Origin of the sequence: Rhodovarius crocodyli, assembly GCF_004005855.1 — a bacterium.
GTDB lineage: Bacteria > Pseudomonadota > Alphaproteobacteria > Acetobacterales > Acetobacteraceae > Rhodovarius > Rhodovarius crocodyli.
The window spans coordinates 23,523-42,214 of record NZ_SACL01000008.1 but is presented as its reverse complement, the minus strand read 5'-3'; the positions used below and the strand labels follow the sequence as shown (position 1 = coordinate 42,214).

Below are 18,692 nucleotides of genomic sequence, written 5' to 3'. Positions count from 1 at the left end.
CGGCGCCGCCTCCCGATGGTTGGGGGGCTGAGGCCGGTAGCGGGTCGAATGCCCCGCTGGGTGCGCAGAAGCGCGACCGGGCGGGGTGATCGGCTTTCTGGAGACCTGAAGGGGCGTCATGCCGACGATCAACCAGCTCATCGCGGGTTCGCGAGAGCCCCGCGCCAGCCGGAACAAGGTTCCCGCGCTGCAGGGCTGCCCGCAGAAGCGCGGCGTGTGCACGCGCGTTTACACCACGACGCCGAAGAAGCCGAACTCGGCTCTTCGTAAGGTCGCGAAGGTGCGCCTGACCAATGGCTTCGAGGTGGTGAGCTACATCCCCGGCGAGGGCCACAACCTTCAGGAACACTCCGTGGTGCTGATCCGCGGCGGCCGCGTGAAGGACCTTCCGGGCGTCCGTTACCACATCCTCCGCGGCGTGCTCGACACGCAGGGCCTGCCGAAGCGTCGCAAGCGGCGTTCGCTGTACGGCGCCAAGCGGCCGAAGTAAGGAGTTCCAGCGATGTCGCGTCGCCATAGCGCCGAGAAGCGCGAAGTTCTGCCGGACCCGAAGTTCGGTGATATCGTCCTCAGCCGTTTCATGAACGTGCTGATGTATGACGGTAAGAAGTCCACCGCCGAAGGGATCGTGTACAGCGCCCTCGACGGTATCAAGAAGCGTCTCGGCCAGAACGCCGATCCGCTGCGCCTGTTCCATGAGGCGCTGGATAACGTGAAGCCTGCCGTCGAAGTGCGTTCGCGCCGCGTCGGTGGTGCCACTTACCAGGTTCCCGTCGAAGTCCGCACGGATCGCCGCCAGGCTCTGGCCATCCGCTGGATCATCGACAGCGCCCGGAAGCGTGGCGAGAACACGATGGAAGAGCGCCTCTCGGCGGAACTGCTGGACGCGGCGAACAACCGCGGCACGGCCGTGAAGAAGCGCGAAGACACGCACCGGATGGCGGAGGCGAACAAGGCCTTCAGCCACTATCGCTGGTAAGACACGAGAGCTGACGGAACAGAACGATGGCTAAGGCTAAATTCGAGCGGAACAAGCCGCACTGCAACATCGGCACGATCGGCCACGTGGACCATGGCAAGACGTCGCTGACGGCGGCGATCACCAAGGTGCTGGCGAAGTCCGGTGGTGCGTCCTTCACGGCGTATGACCAGATCGACAAGGCGCCGGAAGAGCGCGCCCGCGGCATCACGATCTCGACGGCGCACGTCGAGTACGAGACCGCGAACCGCCACTACGCGCACGTCGACTGCCCCGGCCACGCCGACTACGTGAAGAACATGATCACGGGCGCGGCGCAGATGGACGGCGCGATCCTGGTGGTGTCCGCGGCCGACGGCCCGATGCCCCAGACGCGTGAGCACATCCTGCTGGCCCGCCAGGTCGGCGTGCCCGCGCTGGTGGTGTTCCTGAACAAGATGGACATGGCGGACCCCGACCTGGTCGAGCTGGTGGAGATGGAGGTGCGCGAGCTCCTGTCGTCCTACAAGTTCCCGGGCGACGACATCCCCGTGATCAAGGGTTCCGCCCTGTGCGCCCTGGAAGACAAGCAGCCGGAAATCGGCGAGCAGGCGATCCTGGAGCTGATGGCGGCGGTTGACGCCTACATCCCGCAGCCGGAGCGTCCGAAGGACCGTCCGTTCCTGATGCCGATCGAGGACGTGTTCTCGATCTCCGGCCGTGGCACCGTGGTGACCGGTCGCGTCGAGCGCGGCATCATCCGCGTGGGCGAGGAAGTCGAGATCGTGGGCCTGAAGGACACGGTGAAGACGACGGTGACCGGCGTTGAGATGTTCCGCAAGCTGCTGGACAGCGGCGAGGCGGGCGACAACATCGGTGCGCTGCTGCGCGGCACGAAGCGTGAAGACGTGGAGCGCGGCCAGGTTCTGGCGGCGCCGGGTTCGATCACGCCGCACACGCAGTTCAAGGCCGAGGCGTACATCCTGACGAAGGAAGAGGGCGGCCGCCATACGCCGTTCTTCACCAACTACCGTCCGCAGTTCTACTTCCGCACGACTGACGTGACGGGCGTGGTGACGCTGCCGGAAGGCGTCGAGATGGTGATGCCGGGTGACAACGTGTCGATGGACGTGCAGCTGATCGCGCCGATCGCGATGGATGAGGGCCTGCGCTTCGCGATCCGCGAAGGTGGCCGCACCGTCGGCGCCGGCGTGGTGGCCTCCATCGCGAAGTAAGGCCACGACGCAAATGGACAGCCAGAATATCCGCATTCGCCTCAAGGCGTTCGATCACCGCGTGCTGGATGGCAGCACGCGGGAGATCGTGAACACCGCGAAGCGGACCGGTGCGCAGGTGCGCGGGCCCATCCCGCTGCCCACGCAGATCGAGCGGTTCACCGTGAACCGTTCTCCGCACGTGGACAAGAAGAGCCGCGAACAGTTCGAGATCCGGACTCATCGCCGTCTTCTGGACATCGTCGACCCCACCCCGCAGACCGTGGACGCGCTGATGAAGCTCGACCTGGCCTCCGGTGTGGACGTCGAGATCAAGATCTGAGGGACGAGACGCCATGGCCCACTACGGCCGAACTGGGCTGATCGCCCGCAAGCTGGGGATGACCCGGCTTTTCCAGGAAGACGGCACGACGGTGCCCGTCACGGTCCTGCACGTTGATGACGTCCGCGTCATCGCGCAGCGCACGGCCGAGACGGATGGCTACGAGGCCCTGCAGTTGGGCATCGGCAACGCCAAGCCGAAGAACGTCTCCAAGCCCAACAAGGGCCACTTCGCCAAGGCTGGTGCCGAGGCGCCGATGAAGCTCGTGGAATTCCGCGTGGCCAGCGATGCGCTGGTGGCGGCGGGCACGAAGCTGACCGCGGCGCACTTCGTCTCCGGGCAGCGCGTGGACGTTGTCGGCATCACCAAGGGCAAGAGCTTTGCCGGCGCCATGAAGCGCTGGAACTTCTCGGGCCTGGAAGCGACGCACGGCGTGTCCATCAGCCATCGTTCGCATGGTTCGACCGGTAACCGTCAGGATCCGGGCAAGACCTTCAAGAACAAGAAGATGGCCGGTCACCTCGGTGTCGAGCGTGTGACCACCCAGAACCTGACGGTTGCTGGCGTGGACGCGGAGAAGGGCCTTCTGCTCATCAAGGGTGCCATTCCGGGCGCCAAGGGTGGCTACGTGCTGGTGAGCGACGCTGTGAAGCGCGCCCGTCCGGCCGAGGCGCCCTACCCGGCGGCGGTGGCCTGAGGATACGACGATGCAAGTGAAGGTCATCACCCTCGACAACGCCCCCGCGGGCGAGATCGAACTGCCGGACGAGCTGTTCGCAGCCGCTCCGCGCGCCGACATCCTGGCGCGCGTGGTGCACTGGCAGCTGGCCAAGCGCCGTGCCGGCACCCACAAGGCCAAGGGCATGGGCGAGGTCTCCGGGACCACCAAGAAGCCCTACAAGCAGAAGGGCACGGGTAACGCCCGTCAGGGCTCGCTGCGCGCTCCGCAGTACCGCACCGGTGGCGTCGTCCACGGTCCGGTGGTGCGCGACCACGGCTACTCGCTGAACAAGAAGGTGCGCCGTCTCGGCCTCATCTCCGCGCTCAGCCAGAAGCAGGCCGAAGGCAAGCTCGTGGTGCTGGACGAGGCCGGTGCCATCGCCAAGACCGCCGAAATGGCGAAGAAGGCGAAGGCCCTGGGCTGGAAGTCCGCTCTCGTGGTGGACGCCGCGGTGAACCCCGAGTTCGACCGCGCCCTGCGCAACATCCCCGGCATGCAGGCCCTGCCGACCATCGGCGCGAATGTCTATGACATTCTGAAGCACGATGTTCTGGCCGTGACGCGCGCCGGCGTTGAAGCCCTGAAGGAGCGCCTGGCATGAGCACCGTCTCCAAGCCTGCAGCCCCCGCGCCGCTGTCGCGGGAGAAGCAGTACCTGACGATCCTCGCCCCGGTGATCACGGAGAAGGCCACGGCCCTCTCCGAGAAGAACCAGGTGGTGTTCAAGGTCGCGATGGACGCTGACAAGCGCTCGATCAAGCAGGCTGTCGAAGGCCTGTTCGGCGTGTCCGTCACCGCGGTGAACACGATCGTCGTCAAGGGCAAGTCGAAGCGCTTCAAGGGTCGCCCCGGCCAGCGTTCCGACTGGAAGAAGGCTGTGGTGTCCCTGGCCGAAGGCCAGAGCATCGACCTGACCACGGGACTGGCGTAAAACCATGGCGTTGAAGCATTTTAATCCGGTCACGCCGAGCCTCCGCGGCACGGTTCTGATCAGCCGGGCTGAGCTCTACAAGGGCAAGCCGGTCAAGACGCTCACCGAGGGCCAGCACAGCCACGGTGGCCGCAACAACACGGGTCGCACCGTGGTGCGGTTCCGTGGCGGCGGGCACAAGCAGGCCTACCGCGTGGTGGACTTCAAGCGCCGCAAGTTCGGCGTGTCCGCGACGGTTGAGCGTCTGGAGTATGACCCGAACCGCACGTCCTTCATCGCACTGGTGAAGTACGCCGACGGTGAGCTGTCCTACATCATCGCGCCGCAGCGCCTGAAGGTGGGTGACGTCGTCATCGCCGACGAGCGCGTGGACATCAAGCCGGGCAATGCCGCGCCGCTGGGCAACATCCCCGTGGGCACGATCGTGCACAACATCGAGCTGAAGCCCGGTGCGGGTGCGAAGCTCGTGCGCTCTGCCGGCACCTTCGCCCAGCTCGTGGGCAAGGACAGCGGTTTCGCCCAGCTGAAGCTCTCCTCCGGTGAGCTGCGCCTGGTGCGTGGCGAGTGCATGGCCAGCATCGGTGCGGTGTCCAACCCGGACAACAGCAACCAGCAGATCGGCAAGGCCGGCCGTAAGCGTTGGATGGGCTTCCGCCCGCACAACCGCGGCGTGACCATGAACCCCGTCGACCACCCGCATGGTGGTGGTGAGGGCCGTACCTCTGGTGGCCGTCACCCGGTTACCCCGTGGGGCAAGCCGACCAAGGGTGCGAAGACCCGTAACAACAAGCGGACCGACGGGCTCATTGTTCGCCGCCGCAACGCGACGAAGGGCTGAGGGCGATGCCGCGCAGCGTATGGAAGGGGCCGTTTGTCGACGGCTACCTGCTGAAGAAGGCGGAGGCCGCCCGGGCCTCCACCCGCAACGAGGTGATTCGCATCTGGACGCGTCGCAGCACGGTGCTGCCGCAGTTCGTCGGTCTCACCTTCGGTGTCTACAACGGCAAGAAGTTCCTGCCGGTGCAGGTGACCGAGAACATGGTCGGACACAAGTTCGGCGAGTTCTCGCCCACCCGTACCTTCGGTGGGCACTCGGCGGACAAGAAGGCGAAGCGGGGCTAAAATGAGCAAGCCGCAGCATCCCCGGGGTCTCCCCGACAACGAGGCGGAAGCGATCACCCGCAACATCCGGGTCAGCCCTCGCAAGCTGAACCTGGTGGCGCAGATGATCCGCGGCCTGCCCGCGCAGAATGCCGTCGCCACGCTGACCTTCAGCAAGCGCCGCATCGCGCAGACCGTGAAGAAGACGCTCGAGAGCGCCATCGCGAACGCGGAAAACAACCACCAGCTGGACGTTGACCGTCTGGTGGTGGCCCGCGCCGAGGTCGGCCGGGCGATGGTGATGAAGCGCTTCCACGCGCGCGGCCGCGGCCGTGCGTCGACTGTGGAGAAGTGGTTCAGCCATCTGAAGATCGTGGTCGCCGAGCAGGCGGTCAAGCAGGAGGCCGCGTAACCTATGGGTCACAAAGTCAATCCGATCGGCCTCAGGCTCGGTATCAACCGTACCTGGGACAGCCGTTGGTTCGCCGGCCGGGACTATTCCTCCCTGCTGCACTCTGACGTGAAGCTTCGCGAGACGCTGCACACCCGCCTGAAGGGCGCCGGCGTGTCGAAGATCGTGATCGAGCGTCCGGCGAAGAAGCCCCGAGTGACGATCCACGCTGCCCGTCCGGGCGTCGTGATCGGCAAGAAGGGTGCGGACATCGAGGTTCTGCGCAAGGACCTGGCGAAGCTCGCCGGGGCCGAGGTTTCGCTGAACATCCTCGAGATCCGTAAGCCCGAGCTGGACGCGACCCTGGTCGCCGAGAGCATCGCGCAGCAGCTGGAGCGCCGCGTGGCCTTCCGTCGCGCCATGAAGCGCGCCGTGCAGTCCGCGATGCGCCTGGGTGCGCTCGGCATCCGGATCAACTGCTCCGGCCGTCTGGGCGGTGCGGAAATCGCCCGCATGGAATGGTACCGTGAGGGCCGCGTGCCTCTGCACACGCTCCGCGCGGACATCGATTACGGGATCGGCACCGCGAAGACCACCTACGGCACCTGCGGTGTCAAGGTGTGGATCTTCAAGGGTGAGATCATGGCGCATGACCCGCTGGCGCAGGATAAGCGCGCCGCGGAGCAGGCCCCGCAGCGCTGAGGGATGTGAACAATGCTTCAGCCGAAGCGTACGACGTATCGCAAGGCCCATAAGGGCCGCATCAAGGGCGTGGCGAAGGGCGGGTTCTCCCTGTCCTTCGGGGGCTTCGGCCTCAAGGCCCTGGAGCCTGAGCGCGTGACCGCGCGGCAGATCGAGGCGGCTCGCCGCGCGATCACCCGCGCCATGAAGCGCCAGGGTCGCGTGTGGATCCGGATCTTCCCGGACCTGCCCGTCTCCACCAAGCCCGCCGAAGTCCGCATGGGCTCCGGTAAGGGTGCGCCGGAGTACTGGGTGGCCCGCGTGAAGCCCGGCCGCATCATGTTCGAGATCGACGGCGTGAGCCCCGAGACGGCGCGTGAAGCGCTGGACCTCGGCGCCGCCAAGCTGCCGATCAAGACGAAGATCGTGGCGCGTCTGGGCGCCGCAGAGGCGTAAGAAAATGACCAAGGCAACTGACCTGCGTGTCAAGAGCACGGATGAGCTGGCAGCCATGCTGCTGGATCTGCGGAAGGAGCAGTTCAATCTGCGCTTCCAGCGTGCTACTGGCCAGCTCGAAGGTACGGGTCGCATCAAGGCGGTGCGGCGCGATATCGCTCGTGTGAAGACTCTCCAGGCCGAGCGCTCCCGCGCGGCCGCCAAAGCCTAAGGAAGAGGAGACCCCGGCTATGCCGAAGCGCGTCCTCACCGGGCGGGTAGTGAGCGACAAGACCGACAAGACGATCACCGTCTTGGTCGAGCGTCGCGTCATGCATCCGCTCTACAAGAAGTTCATCCGGCGCTCCAAGAAGTACGCCGCGCATGATGACGCCAACCTGGCCAAGGAAGGCGACCTCGTGACGATCGAGGAGTGCCGTCCCATCAGCAAGCGCAAGAGCTGGCTGCTGATCGCGCGCAACGGCGATGCCGTTGAGCGTCCGGCCGGTTTCGAGCTGCCTGCGACTGAAGGGGCTGCCGCATGATTTCCGTCGAGTCCAATCTGGAGGTCGCCGACAACTCCGGCGCCCGCCGCGTTCAGTGCATCAAGGTGCTGGGCGGTTCCAAGCGGAAGGTGGCTTCGGTCGGCGACATCATCGTCGTGGCCGTGCAGGAAGCGATTCCCCGCGGTAAGGTGAAGAAGGGTGAAGTGCAGCGCGCCGTGATCGTGCGCACGGCCTATCCCGTTCGCCGCGCCGATGGCAGCGCCATCCGCTTCGACAAGAACGCCGCCGTCCTGCTGAACAAGCAGAACGAGCCGATCGGCACGCGTATCTTTGGCCCGGTGGTCCGTGAACTTCGTGCGAAGAAGTTCATGAAGATCATCAGCCTGGCGCCGGAGGTGCTGTAACCATGGCCGCCAAGATCAAGAAGGGCGACAAGGTTCAGGTCCTGACGGGTCGCGACAAGGGCAAGCGCGGCGAAGTGCTGCGCGTGTTCCCGGAAGAGAACCGTGCGCTGGTCCAGGGCATCCACATCGCGAAGCGTCATCAGAAGCCCGCGGGCATGGCGCAGCCGGGTGGCATCATCCAGAAAGAGGCTCCCATCGACCTCTCCAACCTGGCGCTGATCGACCCGAAGTCGGACAAGCCCGTGCGGGTTGGTTTCAAGGTCCTGGAAGACGGCCGCAAGGTCCGCGTCTCCAAGGCCTCGGGTGAGGTGCTCGACGCATGAGCGGGACGAAGAAGGGGGCCGCTCCGGCGGCCAAGGGCGGCAAGCCCGGCGCGCCGACCGAAGGTGGTCGCGGTCAGTACAACGTTCCGGCGGCGCCTGGCGCTGCGGCCGCGAGCGTTGGCGAGACCCGTCTGGCCAAGGTCTACCGCGAGCAGATCCGCGAGAAGCTGACGACCGAATTCGGGTTCAAGAACCCGATGGAAGTGCCGAAGCTGACGAAGATCGTGATCAACATGGGCGTTGGCGAAGCCGCCGGCGACCAGAAGAAGCTGGACGCCGCCGTGGCCGACCTGGCCCTGATCGCTGGTCAGAAGCCGGTCCGCACGCGCGCCAAGAAGGCCATCGCGGGTTTCAAGATCCGTGAAGGCCAGGCGATCGGCACCAAGGTCACGCTGCGCCACTCGCGCATGTACGAATTCCTGGACCGCCTGGTCACCATCGCGCTGCCGCGCGTTCGTGACTTCCGCGGCATCCCGGGCAACCGTGGTTTCGATGGTCGGGGTAACTACACCTTCGGCCTGAAGGAACAGATCGTGTTCCCCGAGATCGCCTACGACAAGGTGGATCAGGTTCGCGGCATGGACATCACGTTCGTGACGACGGCCAAGACCGATAAGGAAGCGAAGGCGCTGCTGACGCACTTCGAGCTTCCTTTCCAGAAGTAAGTTTTTTGGAAAACCTCCCCGCTTCGGCGGGGAAAGGTTCCGGAGGATAGAACCGAAATGGCGAAGACTTCGTCCATCGAGAAGAACAACCGGCGCGCCCAGCTCGCCGCGACGCACGCCAAGAAGCGTGCGGCGCTGAAGTCTGTGGTGATGGATCGCGAACTGCCCATCGAGGACCGCTTTGAGGCCTCGCTGAAGCTCGCGCAGCTGCCGCGCAACGGGGCGAAGGTGCGTGTGCGCCTGCGCTGCGAAGTGACGGGCCGGCCGCGCGGCAACTACCGCAAGTTCAAGCTCTGCCGCAACATGCTGCGCGAAATGGCGAACACCGGGCAGCTGCCCGGTGTCGTTAAGGCGAGCTGGTAAGGAATAGTCGCATGTCCATGTCCGATCCGCTCGGGGATATGCTCACCCGCATCCGTAACGCTCAGCATGCGCGCCAGTCGCGTTGCGTGGCTCCGGCCAGCCAGCTGAAGGCGGATGTGCTCGATGTTCTGAAGCGCGAAGGCTATATCCGGGCCTGGCGCAAGACGGACGTCCGCACCGGTGTGTCCCAGCTCGACATCGAGCTGAAGTACGCCGAGGGTGAGCCCGCCATCAAGGAGATTGCGCGCGTGTCGAAGCCCGGCCGCCGCGTCTATTCGAAGATCAAGGAGCTGCCGAAGTTCTACAACGGCCTCGGCATCCAGATCCTGTCCACGCCCAAGGGCGTGATGAGCGACGTCGAAGCGCGCGCTGCCAATGTTGGCGGCGAAGTGCTCGCGCGCGTGTTCTGAGGGAGGGGTAAGCATGTCGCGCGTCGGCAAATACCCCGTGCCTGTCCCGGCTGGCGTTACCGTGGCCCTGCAGGGCCGCACGCTGGTGGCGAAGGGCAAGCTCGGCGAACTCACGCTCCCGCTCACCGACGAGGTGGATGTGGAGATCGCTCCCGGCTCCGTGGCCGTGAAGCCCAAGGGCGACGACCGTCGCAGCCGCACCCTGTGGGGCACGACCCGCAGCCTGGTGAACGGCATGGTGACGGGCGTTTCCGCCGGCTTCTCCAAGTCGATGGAAATCAACGGCACGGGTTACCGCGCCGCTGTCCAGGGCAATGATCTGGTGCTGAACCTCGGTTACAGCCATGAGATCCGTTACCCGGTGCCGAAGGGCATCAAGATCACCTGCGAGAAGCCGACCGCCATCAAGGTGGAAGGCATCGACAAGCAGCAGGTTGGTCAGGTTGCCGCCGAGATCCGTGGCTTCCGCGGCCCCGAGCCCTATAAGGGCAAGGGCGTGAAGTACGACAACGAGACCATCCTCCGGAAGGAGGGTAAGAAGAAGTAATGGCCCAGAAGCTCTCTCTGGAAGATCGCCGCCGCCAGCGCCTCCGCTATCAGCTCAAGCTGAAGAGCGGTGGCCGCCCGCGCCTGTCGGTGTATCGCTCCGGCAAGCACATCTATGCGCAGGTCATCGACGACAAGGCCGGCCACACCGTGGCCGCCGCCTCCTCGATCGAGAAGGACATGCGCGGTTCGCTGAAGACCGGCGCGGACAAGGACGCGGCGACCGCCGTGGGCAAGCTCGTCGCCGAGCGCGCCCTGGCTGCCGGTGTCACCGCGGTCGTGTTCGACCGTGGGCCCTACCTGTATCATGGCCGCGTCAAGGCGCTGGCGGAGGCTGCCCGTGAGGGCGGTCTCTCCTTCTAAGGAACACCGACATGGCACGTGAACCGCGCAGTGGCGGCGAGCCGGGCGATCAGGAGAACCGGCGTGGTCGGGGTCGTGGCCGCGGCCGCGATGAGAACCGTCAGCCTGAGCGTCAGGAAGGCGATGACCTGAAGGACAAGCTGGTCACGATCAACCGCGTCGCCAAGGTGGTGAAGGGTGGCCGTCGCTTCTCCTTCGCCGCTCTGGTGGTCGTGGGTGACCAGAAGGGCCGTGTGGGCTGGGGTGCGGGCAAGGCCCGCGAGGTGCCGGAAGCCATCCGCAAGGCGACGGAGCGTGCGAAGCGCACGATGATCCGCGTGCCGATGCGTGAGGGCCGGACCCTGCATCATGATGTGATCGGCGATTTCGGTGCCGGCCGCGTCATCCTGCGCGCCGCCCCGCAGGGTACCGGCATCATTGCCGGTGGCCCGATGCGCGCGGTGTTCGAGAGCCTGGGCATCGGCGACGTCGTCGCCAAGTGCACCGGCACGACGAACCCGCACAACATGGTCAAGGCCACTTTTGCCGCGCTCGAGCGCGTCACTTCCCCTCGCGCTGTGGCGACCCGCCGCGGCAAGAAGGTGAGCGACATCCTCGGCGGCGCCGGCAAGAAGGGCGAAGAGGGTGCGGAGGCCGTCAATGGCTGAAGAGACCGGTAAGGTGAAGGTGCGGCAGGTGGGTTCCCCCATCGGCCGCAAGCCCGGCCAGCGCGAGACGCTGATCGGCCTCGGCCTGAACAAGATGAACCGCGTGAGCGAACTCGAGGACACCCCCGCCGTGCGTGGGATGATCCGCAAGGTCGCGCACCTGGTGAAGGTGGAGAGCTGACATGAAGCTCAACGAGATCCGCGACAACGAGGGTGCGCGCAACAAGTTCAAGCGCATCGGTCGTGGCATCGGTTCCGGCAAGGGCAAGACCGGTGGCCGCGGCGTGAAGGGTCAGAAGGCCCGCACCGGCGTGTCGCTGAACGGCTTCGAGGGCGGTCAGCTCCCGATCTACCGTCGTCTGCCCAAGCGCGGCTTCGTGAACCCGTTCCGCAAGGAATACGCGCCGCTGAACCTCGGCGCGCTGGACAAGGCGATCGAAGAGGGCCGTCTGCCCGCCGACCAGGCGCTGACGGAAGACCATCTGCGCGCTTCCGGCATCGTGCGCACGGGGGCCAAGCTGGCCGGCGTGCGTCTGCTGGGCCAGGGCCAGATCACCCGTGCGGTGAACATCACGGTCTCCGGCGCTTCGGCGACGGCCGTGGCGGCCATCCAGGCCGCTGGTGGCACCGTGACCGTGATCGGCGCGGAAGCTACCGAAGCTTGATGTCTGCCCCCCGCGCTTTTTCGCGGTGGGTGGTGTAATAGGGGCGGCGCCCGGGATTCTCTCGGGCGCCGTAACTTTGCGGATTAGGGAAGTGGGGACGCATGGCGTCAGCGGCTGAACAACTGGCGGGCAGTCTGAACCTGGGCGTTCTGGCCAAGGCGACGGAGCTGAAGAACCGCATCTGGTTCACGCTCGGTGCGCTCATCGTTTACCGAATCGGCAGCTACATCCCGGTCCCCGGCGTGGACGCGGCCGTGATGGGTGAGATGCTGGGCCAGCATGGCGGCGGCATCCTGGGCATGTTCGACATGTTCACCGGCGGCGCGCTGGGCCGCATGACGGTGTTCGCCCTGAACATCATGCCCTACATCTCCGCCAGCATCATCATTCAGCTTCTGACCACCGCCATCCCGTCCTGGGAGTCCCTCAAGAAAGAGGGCGAGTCGGGCCGGAAGAAGCTGAACCAGTACACGCGCTATCTGACGCTCGTGATCGCCATTGTGCAGGCCTACGGCATCGCTGTGGGACTCGAGGGCATCCGGGGCAATACGGGCTCGGCCGTGGCCGATCCTGGCGTGTTCTTCCGATTTTCCTGCGTGGTCTCGCTGGTCGGCGGCACCATGTTCCTGATGTGGCTGGGTGAGCAGATCACCTCGCGCGGTGTGGGCAACGGCACCTCGCTGATCATCTTCGCGGGTATCGTCGCGAATCTGCCCTCCGCGCTGGTCAGCACGCTGGAGCTGGGCCGCACCGGCGCGCTCTCGACCTTCTTCATCATCTTCTTCCTGGCGGCGGCGCTGGCCGTGATCGCGCTGGTGGTCTTCGTGGAGCGCGCGCAGCGCCGCATCCCGGTCCAGTACCCCAAGCGCCAGGTCGGCAACCGCATGTTCGGTGGCGAGGCCACCCATCTGCCGCTGAAGATCAACACCGCCGGCGTGATCCCGCCGATCTTCGCCTCCTCGCTGCTGCTGCTGCCGGCGACCATCGCGGGCTTCTCCCAGCAGGCCACGGCCGACACCTGGCTGGAGTGGATCGCCGCCCAGCTCGCGCACGGCCGCCCGGCCTATATGCTGCTGTACATGGCGCTGATCATCTTCTTCGCCTTCTTCTACACGGCCGTCGTGTTCAACCCGCAGGAGACCGCGGAGAACCTGAAGAAGAACGGCGGCTTCGTCCCCGGCATCCGGCCTGGTGCGAATACGGCGGAGTATTTCGACCGCGTGCTGACGCGCCTGACCGTGATCGGTGCGATCTATCTCTGCGTGGTCTGCCTCATCCCGGAGATCCTGATCTCCAACTACGGCGTGCCCTTCTACTTCGGCGGCACCTCGTTGCTGATCCTGGTGACGGTGACCATGGATACGGTCGCCCAGGTGCAGTCGCACCTCTTCCAGCACCAGTACGAAGGCCTCATCAAGAAGGCGCGGCTTGGCGGCCGCGGACAGGGGAAGCGTTGATGAACCTCATTCTCATGGGCCCGCCGGGCGCGGGGAAGGGTACCCAGGCCAAGCGGCTTGAGGAGACCTTCGGCATCGTCCAGATCTCGACCGGCGACATGCTGCGCGCCGAGGTCAAGGCGGGCACCCCCATCGGCCTGGAAGCCAAGGCGATCATGGAGCGTGGTGAGCTGGTGCCCGACGCCATCATCACCGCCATGCTGGCCAAGCGCGTCGAGCAGCCGGATGCCGCCAAGGGTTTCATCCTGGACGGCTTCCCGCGCACCGTGCCGCAGGCCGAGTCGCTGGATGCCATGCTCAAGGAGAAGGGCATCCAGATCGATCACGTGATCGAGCTGAAGGTCGATGATGCGGCGCTGGTCGAGCGCATCTCGGGCCGTTTCACCTGTGCGAAGTGCGGCGAGGGGTATCACGATACCTTCAAGCCCACGGCCAAGCCCGGCGTCTGTGACGCCTGCGGCAGCACCGAGTTTACCCGCCGGGCGGACGACAAGGCTGAGACCGTCGCCGCCCGCCTGGCGGCCTATCACCGGCAGACAGCCCCCTTGCTTCCGTTCTACGGCGCGCAGGGCAAGCTGAAGGCCGTCGACGGCATGGCAGAAATGAACCAGGTCACCGAGGAACTCTCGGCCCTGCTCAGGAACTGACATGCAGTTGACTCTTTTCCCCCACGGGTGTAGTGCGCCGCCTTCCTCCGGCAGCGATGCTCTGGCGTCGTTTCGTCGCGTGAACCCGTTTACTCATGGTTGGTGCCGTGCCCACGGCCACCGCCGCCCGAACTGAGACAGGAGCAGGACAGTGGCGCGTATTGCCGGCGTGAATATCCCCACGAATAAGCGGGTCGAGATTTCACTGCGCTACATCTACGGAATCGGTCCGAAGAACGCGAAGGACATTTGCGAGTCTCTGGAGATCGCTTCCGAGAAGCGCGTGAATCAGCTGACCGACGACGAGATCCTGAAGATCCGTGAGCTGATCGACCGTGACTACCGCGTTGAGGGTGACCTCCGCCGTGAAGTCGCGATGAACATCAAGCGTCTGATGGACATGGCCTGCTACCGCGGCCTGCGTCATCGCCGCGGCCTGCCGGTCCGCGGTCAGCGCACCCACACGAACGCCCGCACCCGCAAGGGCAAGGCCGTGGCCGTTGCCGGCAAGAAGAAGGTGACCAAGTAATATGGCGCGCCCCGCAACCTCCTCCCGCCCTCGCAAGAAGGAGCGGAAGAACATCTCCTCTGGCGTCGCGCATGTGCTGGCCACGTTCAACAACACGATCGTGACCATCACCGACGCCCAGGGCAACGCGATCTCCTGGTCCTCCTCGGGCACGCAGGGCTTCAAGGGTTCTCGCAAGAGCACCCCGTACGCCGCCCAGATGGCCGCCGAGGACGCGGGCCGGAAGGCGCGCGAGCATGGCATGGAGACGCTCGAGATCATGGTGAGCGGCCCCGGTTCGGGCCGTGAGAGCGCGCTGCGCGCCCTGCAGTCCGTGGGCTTCTACGTGACCGCCATCCGTGACGTGACGCCCATCCCGCACAACGGTTGCCGTCCCCGCAAGCGCCGCCGCGTCTGACCATCACTGGTCAGGCTTGGCCGCTACAGGCCGCGCAACCTTTCGGAGATACCGCAGTGCTGGACCGCAATTGGCGCTCCCTGATCCGGCCGGAACGGCTGGACGTGGAGCCGGGGCAGGACCCCACCCGTACCGCCACCATCATCGCCGAGCCGCTCGAGCGCGGCTTCGGCATGACGCTGGGCAACGCGCTGCGTCGCGTGCTGCTGTCCTCCCTGCAGGGCGCGGCCGTGACCGGCATCCGCATCGACGGCGTGCTGCATGAGTTCAGCAGCATCCCCGGCGTGCGTGAGGACGTGACCGACATCGTCCTCAATGTGAAGCAGCTGGCCATCCGCATGCAGGTGGACGGCCCGAAGCGCATCACGCTCACGGCCAAGGGCCCGGGCGAGGTGACGGCTGCGCAGATCCAGACCACCGCCGACATCGAGGTCGCGAACCCCGAGCTGGTGCTGTGCACGCTGGATGAGGGCGCGACGCTCAACATCGAGTTCACGGTCCAGGGCGGCCGCGGCTACGTGCCGGCCTCCCAGAACCGCCCCGAGGATGCGCCGATCGGCTACATCCCGGTGGACGCGATCTACTCCCCGGTGCGCCGCGTGGCCTACCGCGTGGAGCCCACCCGCGTCGGCCAGCAGACGGACTATGACCGTCTGGTGCTGGACGTGGAGACGAACGGCACGGTGGCGCCGGATGACGCGGTGGCTGTGGCTGCCCGCATCCTGCAGGACCAGCTGCAGCTGTTCATCAACTTCGACGAGCCGCGTGAGCGCGAGACGGCGAAGGTCGAGGACGACCTGCCGTTCAACCGCAACCTGCTGCGCAAGGTTGATGAGCTGGAGCTGTCGGTCCGCAGCGCGAACTGCCTGAAGAACGACAACATCGTCTACATCGGCGACCTGGTTCAGAAGACGGAGCAGGAAATGCTCCGGACCCCGAACTTCGGCCGCAAGTCCCTGAACGAGATCAAGGAAGTTCTCGCGTCGATGGGTCTGGGCCTCGGCATGTCCGTGGCCGGCTGGCCCCCCGAGAACATCGAAGACCTCGCCCGAAAGATCGAAGAGCCCTTCTGACGGGCCTAAGGAGAGTATTATGCGTCACGGTATGGGCAACCGGAAGCTGAGCGTCACCTCGGAGCACCGCATCGCGATGTTCCGCAACATGGCGACCAGCCTTCTGAAGCACGAGCAGATCACCACGACTCTGCCGAAGGCCAAGGAACTGCGTCCCTACGTCGAGCGGATCATCACGCTGGGCAAGCGCGGTGGGCTGCACGCTCGCCGTCAGGCTTACGCGCAGATCCGCGACCAGGCGATCGTCGAGAAGCTGTTCACCACCATTGCGGACCGCTACAAGGCCCGCAACGGCGGCTACACCCGCGTGCTGAAGGCCGGTGTCCGCTACGGTGACGCCGCTTCCATGGCGGTGATCGAGCTGGTGGAGCGCGACGTGGCCGCCAAGGGCCAGGACAGCGGTCCGAAGCCGGAGGCCGCGGAAGCGGAAGCGGCGTAAGCCGCTGCGCCTGTGCGCGTGATCAGGGCGGCGGGGAAACCCGGCCGCCCTTTTTGCGTCAGGTGGCCAGTTGCGCCAGCAGCTCGAAGGAGCGCTTGCGGGCCTGGTGGTCCCAGATCTGGGCGGTCACCATCATTTCATCGGCGCCTGTCCGCTCGGCCAGTTCCCGCATGCCCTGGCGCACCGTATCCGGGCTACCGACCACGGAGCATGAGAGCGCGTTCTCCAGCATCGAGCGCGCATAGGGATCCAGCCCTTCCTCATAGCCCTCTCTAGGGGGCGGCAACTTCCCGGGCTGGCCCGTGCGCAGCCGCACGAAGGCTTGCTGAAGGGAGCTGAACAGCAGGCGTGCCTCGGCATCGGTGTCGGCCGCGAAGACATTCACCCCGATCATCACGCGCGGGGCGTCCAGATGGGCAGAGGGGCGGAAGCGCTGCCGGTACAGGCCTATCGCCTGGTGCATCTGCGTGGGCGCGAAATGGCTGGCGAAGGCATAGGGGAGCCCGAAGGCTGCGGCCAGCTGTGCGCCATAGGTGCTTGAGCCCAGGATCCACACGGGAACCTTCAGGCCGGCGCCCGGCACGGCCCGCACCGCCTGCTCCGGCTTGGCCTCGTCGAAATAGGCCATCACCTCCATCACGTCGCGCGGGAAGTCGTCTACATCGCCGGCCAGGTTGCGCCGCATGGCCTGGGCGGTGCGCTGGTCGGTACCGGGGGCTCGGCCCAACCCCAGCTCGATCCGCCCGGGGTGCAGGGCGGCCAGCGTGCCGAACTGCTCCGCCACCATCAACGGGGCATGGTTGGGCAGCATGATGCCGCCGGCGCCCAGTGTGATGCTGCTTGTGCCGGCCGCCACATGGGCGAGCGCGACGGCGGTGGCCGCGCTGGCGATGCCGGGCATGTTGTGGTGCTCCGCCATCCAGTAGCGGCGATAGCCCAGTGCCTCGGCATGGCGGGCCAGGTCCAGCGAATTGTGCAGGGCCTGCCCGGCATCGCTGCCTTCGGGCACGGGTGAGAGGTCGAGGATCGAGAGAGGAAGCATTCTGGGCATATGGGCGGGATCACCGGCCTGTGAAGCCATGCCGTGGAAGCGAAAATTTCGCCCCTTGGGCGGTGTCGCGCCACTAAAATTAGTGGTCACGTAAGATCGCGGTGTTATCGTCGATATCCAATAGTATCCAGATGCTAGTATTGACCTTTGGTTGATTGTCTAAATTTGGGGAAAATCCCCAATTTTCCACAAAGGTATCTATCGCGATTTTGTGATGGGGATCGAGCCATGGATGTAATGCCCGACCGCCTTGTGAAGCCCCTGAAGGTCGAGGCCCCGGCGGCCTCGCCGCCGCGCCAGGGTGTTACCGGGCGGCTGCTGCGCATCCTGTTCGCCGCCGGCGTCTTCGGCACCACCGCCTATTTCATCCATGACCGCTTCTTCGTCGTCAGCGCCCGGACCGCGGTGCTGGTCGGGGGCAGCACCACGCTGCGCGCGCCCATCGACGGCCAGCTTCACATGGCCGCCCATCAGCCGGGCGCTTTGATGGAGGAAGGGACGCTTCTCGGCCGCGTCGTGAAGGAGCGTGTGGACACGCGCCGTCTGGCGGAGCTGCAGGCCGGGGTGGCTGCCCTCGAAGGGGATGTCCGCGCGCTGGAGGCACGGGCCCAGGGCACGCGGGCCCTCGCCGGCGCGGCTTCCCGCACGGCGGAGGCCTTCCGGCGGACCCGCATGGACCAGATCAGGGCGCGCGTGGCCGAGAGCGCGGCCCAGGTGGCCGCCGCCGAGGCCAAGCTGCGCGAGGCGACCGCCGCGGCCTCACGCGGGCAGCAGCTGGTCCGCCAGGGCTTTGCCACCCAGGCCTCGATGGATGTGCTCGCGCGGGACCTCCAGGTCGCGCAGGACCAGCTGCGGGCCGCGCAGGAGCAGCGCAACGCCCAGCTGGCGGAACAGCGCGGCGCCGAGAACGGCATCTTCGCCACCGACAACGCCACCGATCGCTCCATCTCCCAGCAGACCGAGGACCGTCTCGCGCTGAGCCTGGTGGAGGTCGAGGCATTGTTGGCCGAGCGTCAGGCGCGGCTGGCGGCCCTTCGGGGCCAGGAGGCCGCGGAGGCCCGCCTGGTGGCCCTGAACCAGCAGGCGGAGCTGCGCGTCAACGGGCGGGCCACCATCGCCCGGCTGCTGGCGCGCCCCGGCGAATATCTGCGCGCCGGCCAGGATATCGCGCGGCTGACCGATTGCGGCGCCACCACCCTGACCGCCGAGCTGGAGGAGCGCGACTATCGCGCCGTGCGGCTGGGGCAGCCGGCCTGGTTCCAGCCCGCCGGCAGCAGCGAGCGGCTTGAGGCGCGCGTGATCCAGCTGACCCCGATCAGCCTGGCGCCCGGTGAGGCCCGGACGCGCCCGCAGGCCATTCTGCGCATGGTGCAGGAAACCGACACCTGCGAGACGGGGCGCATGGGGACCGTGCGCTTCACGGAGTAGCCCTG

Annotated in this window: 32 protein-coding genes; 31 read left to right on the top strand and 1 reads right to left on the bottom strand. The window is 66.2% G+C overall.

Annotated features, from left to right (window positions below; all coding sequences use genetic code 11):
* Positions 1–118: 118 nt before the first annotated feature.
* From rpsL to rplQ, 30 genes are all read left to right on the top strand, one after another.
* On the top strand, positions 119–490 hold the full coding sequence (gene rpsL, locus EOD42_RS19545) for a 30S ribosomal protein S12 (RefSeq protein WP_127789265.1): 372 nt from the start codon (positions 119–121) through the stop codon (positions 488–490).
* A 12-nt stretch (positions 491–502) separates the two neighbouring features.
* Entirely contained in the window at positions 503–979 is a 477-nt protein-coding gene (rpsG, locus tag EOD42_RS19540; protein ID WP_127789264.1) for a 30S ribosomal protein S7, read from the top strand.
* A 26-nt stretch (positions 980–1,005) separates the two neighbouring features.
* Positions 1,006–2,193, top strand: coding sequence for an elongation factor Tu (gene tuf, locus EOD42_RS19535; RefSeq protein WP_127787070.1), 1,188 nt, complete (start codon positions 1,006–1,008; stop codon positions 2,191–2,193).
* Between the two features lie 13 nt (positions 2,194–2,206).
* Complete coding sequence (gene rpsJ, locus EOD42_RS19530) at positions 2,207–2,515, top strand: 30S ribosomal protein S10 (protein ID WP_127789263.1); 309 nt, start codon at positions 2,207–2,209, stop codon at positions 2,513–2,515.
* Between the two features lie 13 nt (positions 2,516–2,528).
* A complete protein-coding gene (gene rplC, locus EOD42_RS19525) occupies positions 2,529–3,212 on the top strand; it encodes a 50S ribosomal protein L3 (RefSeq protein WP_127789262.1) in 684 nt (227 codons plus the stop codon).
* 10 nt (positions 3,213–3,222) lie between these two features.
* Positions 3,223–3,837 (top strand): 50S ribosomal protein L4, encoded by a 615-nt coding sequence (rplD, locus tag EOD42_RS19520; RefSeq protein ID WP_127789261.1) that lies wholly within the window; start codon positions 3,223–3,225, stop codon positions 3,835–3,837.
* A gap of 32 nt (positions 3,838–3,869) precedes the next feature.
* The gene (locus tag EOD42_RS19515; protein ID WP_206020412.1) at positions 3,870–4,166 is read left to right on the top strand and encodes a 50S ribosomal protein L23; all 297 of its coding nucleotides are present in this window, start codon (positions 3,870–3,872) and stop codon (positions 4,164–4,166) included.
* A gap of 4 nt (positions 4,167–4,170) precedes the next feature.
* The gene (gene rplB, locus EOD42_RS19510; RefSeq protein WP_127789259.1) at positions 4,171–5,004 is read left to right on the top strand and encodes a 50S ribosomal protein L2; all 834 of its coding nucleotides are present in this window, start codon (positions 4,171–4,173) and stop codon (positions 5,002–5,004) included.
* A 5-nt stretch (positions 5,005–5,009) separates the two neighbouring features.
* Complete coding sequence (gene rpsS, locus EOD42_RS19505) at positions 5,010–5,288, top strand: 30S ribosomal protein S19 (RefSeq protein ID WP_127789258.1); 279 nt, start codon at positions 5,010–5,012, stop codon at positions 5,286–5,288.
* A gap of 1 nt (position 5,289) precedes the next feature.
* On the top strand, positions 5,290–5,679 hold the full coding sequence (rplV, locus tag EOD42_RS19500) for a 50S ribosomal protein L22 (protein ID WP_127789257.1): 390 nt from the start codon (positions 5,290–5,292) through the stop codon (positions 5,677–5,679).
* Positions 5,680–5,682: 3 nt separating this feature from the next.
* Positions 5,683–6,360, top strand: coding sequence for a 30S ribosomal protein S3 (gene rpsC / locus EOD42_RS19495; protein WP_127789256.1), 678 nt, complete (start codon positions 5,683–5,685; stop codon positions 6,358–6,360).
* 12 nt (positions 6,361–6,372) lie between these two features.
* Positions 6,373–6,795: a 50S ribosomal protein L16 gene (gene rplP, locus EOD42_RS19490; protein ID WP_127789255.1), complete on the top strand. Its 423-nt coding sequence runs from the start codon at positions 6,373–6,375 to the stop codon at positions 6,793–6,795.
* A 4-nt stretch (positions 6,796–6,799) separates the two neighbouring features.
* On the top strand, positions 6,800–7,006 hold the full coding sequence (gene rpmC / locus EOD42_RS19485) for a 50S ribosomal protein L29 (RefSeq protein ID WP_127789254.1): 207 nt from the start codon (positions 6,800–6,802) through the stop codon (positions 7,004–7,006).
* A 19-nt stretch (positions 7,007–7,025) separates the two neighbouring features.
* Entirely contained in the window at positions 7,026–7,319 is a 294-nt protein-coding gene (gene rpsQ, locus EOD42_RS19480) for a 30S ribosomal protein S17 (protein ID WP_127789253.1), read from the top strand.
* Positions 7,316–7,684: a 50S ribosomal protein L14 gene (gene rplN / locus EOD42_RS19475; RefSeq protein ID WP_127789252.1), complete on the top strand. Its 369-nt coding sequence runs from the start codon at positions 7,316–7,318 to the stop codon at positions 7,682–7,684. Before rpsQ ends, rplN begins: the two co-directional genes overlap by 4 nt.
* 2 nt (positions 7,685–7,686) lie before the next feature.
* Positions 7,687–8,007, top strand: coding sequence for a 50S ribosomal protein L24 (gene rplX / locus EOD42_RS19470; protein ID WP_127789251.1), 321 nt, complete (start codon positions 7,687–7,689; stop codon positions 8,005–8,007).
* Positions 8,004–8,672, top strand: a complete 669-nt coding sequence (rplE, locus tag EOD42_RS19465; RefSeq protein WP_127789250.1) for a 50S ribosomal protein L5 — start codon at positions 8,004–8,006, stop codon at positions 8,670–8,672. The genes rplX and rplE overlap by 4 nt, the downstream gene beginning before the upstream one ends.
* A gap of 57 nt (positions 8,673–8,729) precedes the next feature.
* Entirely contained in the window at positions 8,730–9,035 is a 306-nt protein-coding gene (gene rpsN / locus EOD42_RS19460; RefSeq protein ID WP_127789249.1) for a 30S ribosomal protein S14, read from the top strand.
* Positions 9,036–9,046: 11 nt separating this feature from the next.
* Positions 9,047–9,445, top strand: coding sequence for a 30S ribosomal protein S8 (gene rpsH, locus EOD42_RS19455; RefSeq protein WP_127789248.1), 399 nt, complete (start codon positions 9,047–9,049; stop codon positions 9,443–9,445).
* Between the two features lie 13 nt (positions 9,446–9,458).
* Complete coding sequence (gene rplF / locus EOD42_RS19450) at positions 9,459–9,992, top strand: 50S ribosomal protein L6 (RefSeq protein WP_127789247.1); 534 nt, start codon at positions 9,459–9,461, stop codon at positions 9,990–9,992.
* A complete protein-coding gene (gene rplR / locus EOD42_RS19445; RefSeq protein ID WP_127789246.1) occupies positions 9,992–10,354 on the top strand; it encodes a 50S ribosomal protein L18 in 363 nt (120 codons plus the stop codon). The genes rplF and rplR overlap by 1 nt, the downstream gene beginning before the upstream one ends.
* 11 nt (positions 10,355–10,365) lie before the next feature.
* Positions 10,366–11,001 carry a 30S ribosomal protein S5 gene (gene rpsE, locus EOD42_RS19440; RefSeq protein ID WP_127789245.1) on the top strand — a complete coding sequence of 212 codons (636 nt, stop codon included), beginning with the start codon at positions 10,366–10,368 and terminating at the stop codon, positions 10,999–11,001.
* Positions 10,994–11,182, top strand: a complete 189-nt coding sequence (gene rpmD, locus EOD42_RS19435) for a 50S ribosomal protein L30 (protein ID WP_127789244.1) — start codon at positions 10,994–10,996, stop codon at positions 11,180–11,182. Before rpsE ends, rpmD begins: the two co-directional genes overlap by 8 nt.
* 1 nt (position 11,183) lies before the next feature.
* Positions 11,184–11,666: a 50S ribosomal protein L15 gene (gene rplO / locus EOD42_RS19430; protein ID WP_127789243.1), complete on the top strand. Its 483-nt coding sequence runs from the start codon at positions 11,184–11,186 to the stop codon at positions 11,664–11,666.
* Between the two features lie 101 nt (positions 11,667–11,767).
* On the top strand, positions 11,768–13,123 hold the full coding sequence (secY, locus tag EOD42_RS19425; RefSeq protein WP_127789242.1) for a preprotein translocase subunit SecY: 1,356 nt from the start codon (positions 11,768–11,770) through the stop codon (positions 13,121–13,123).
* A complete protein-coding gene (locus tag EOD42_RS19420) occupies positions 13,123–13,770 on the top strand; it encodes an adenylate kinase (protein WP_127789241.1) in 648 nt (215 codons plus the stop codon). The genes secY and EOD42_RS19420 overlap by 1 nt, the downstream gene beginning before the upstream one ends.
* A 151-nt stretch (positions 13,771–13,921) precedes the next feature.
* On the top strand, positions 13,922–14,299 hold the full coding sequence (gene rpsM, locus EOD42_RS19415; protein ID WP_127789240.1) for a 30S ribosomal protein S13: 378 nt from the start codon (positions 13,922–13,924) through the stop codon (positions 14,297–14,299).
* Between the two features lies 1 nt (position 14,300).
* Positions 14,301–14,696 carry a 30S ribosomal protein S11 gene (gene rpsK / locus EOD42_RS19410; protein ID WP_127789239.1) on the top strand — a complete coding sequence of 132 codons (396 nt, stop codon included), beginning with the start codon at positions 14,301–14,303 and terminating at the stop codon, positions 14,694–14,696.
* A gap of 56 nt (positions 14,697–14,752) precedes the next feature.
* Positions 14,753–15,769, top strand: coding sequence for a DNA-directed RNA polymerase subunit alpha (locus EOD42_RS19405; protein WP_127789238.1), 1,017 nt, complete (start codon positions 14,753–14,755; stop codon positions 15,767–15,769).
* A 19-nt stretch (positions 15,770–15,788) separates the two neighbouring features.
* Entirely contained in the window at positions 15,789–16,208 is a 420-nt protein-coding gene (gene rplQ, locus EOD42_RS19400; RefSeq protein WP_127789237.1) for a 50S ribosomal protein L17, read from the top strand.
* Between the two features lie 58 nt (positions 16,209–16,266).
* Here rplQ and EOD42_RS19395 read toward each other — a convergent pair whose 3' ends face one another.
* On the bottom strand, positions 16,267–17,250 hold the full coding sequence (locus tag EOD42_RS19395; protein WP_127789236.1) for an LLM class flavin-dependent oxidoreductase: 984 nt from the start codon (positions 17,248–17,250) through the stop codon (positions 16,267–16,269).
* A gap of 246 nt (positions 17,251–17,496) precedes the next feature.
* Between EOD42_RS19395 and EOD42_RS19390 the strand changes: the two genes are divergently transcribed.
* Positions 17,497–18,687 (top strand): HlyD family secretion protein, encoded by a 1,191-nt coding sequence (locus EOD42_RS19390; RefSeq protein ID WP_127789235.1) that lies wholly within the window; start codon positions 17,497–17,499, stop codon positions 18,685–18,687.
* Positions 18,688–18,692: the final 5 nt, after the last annotated feature.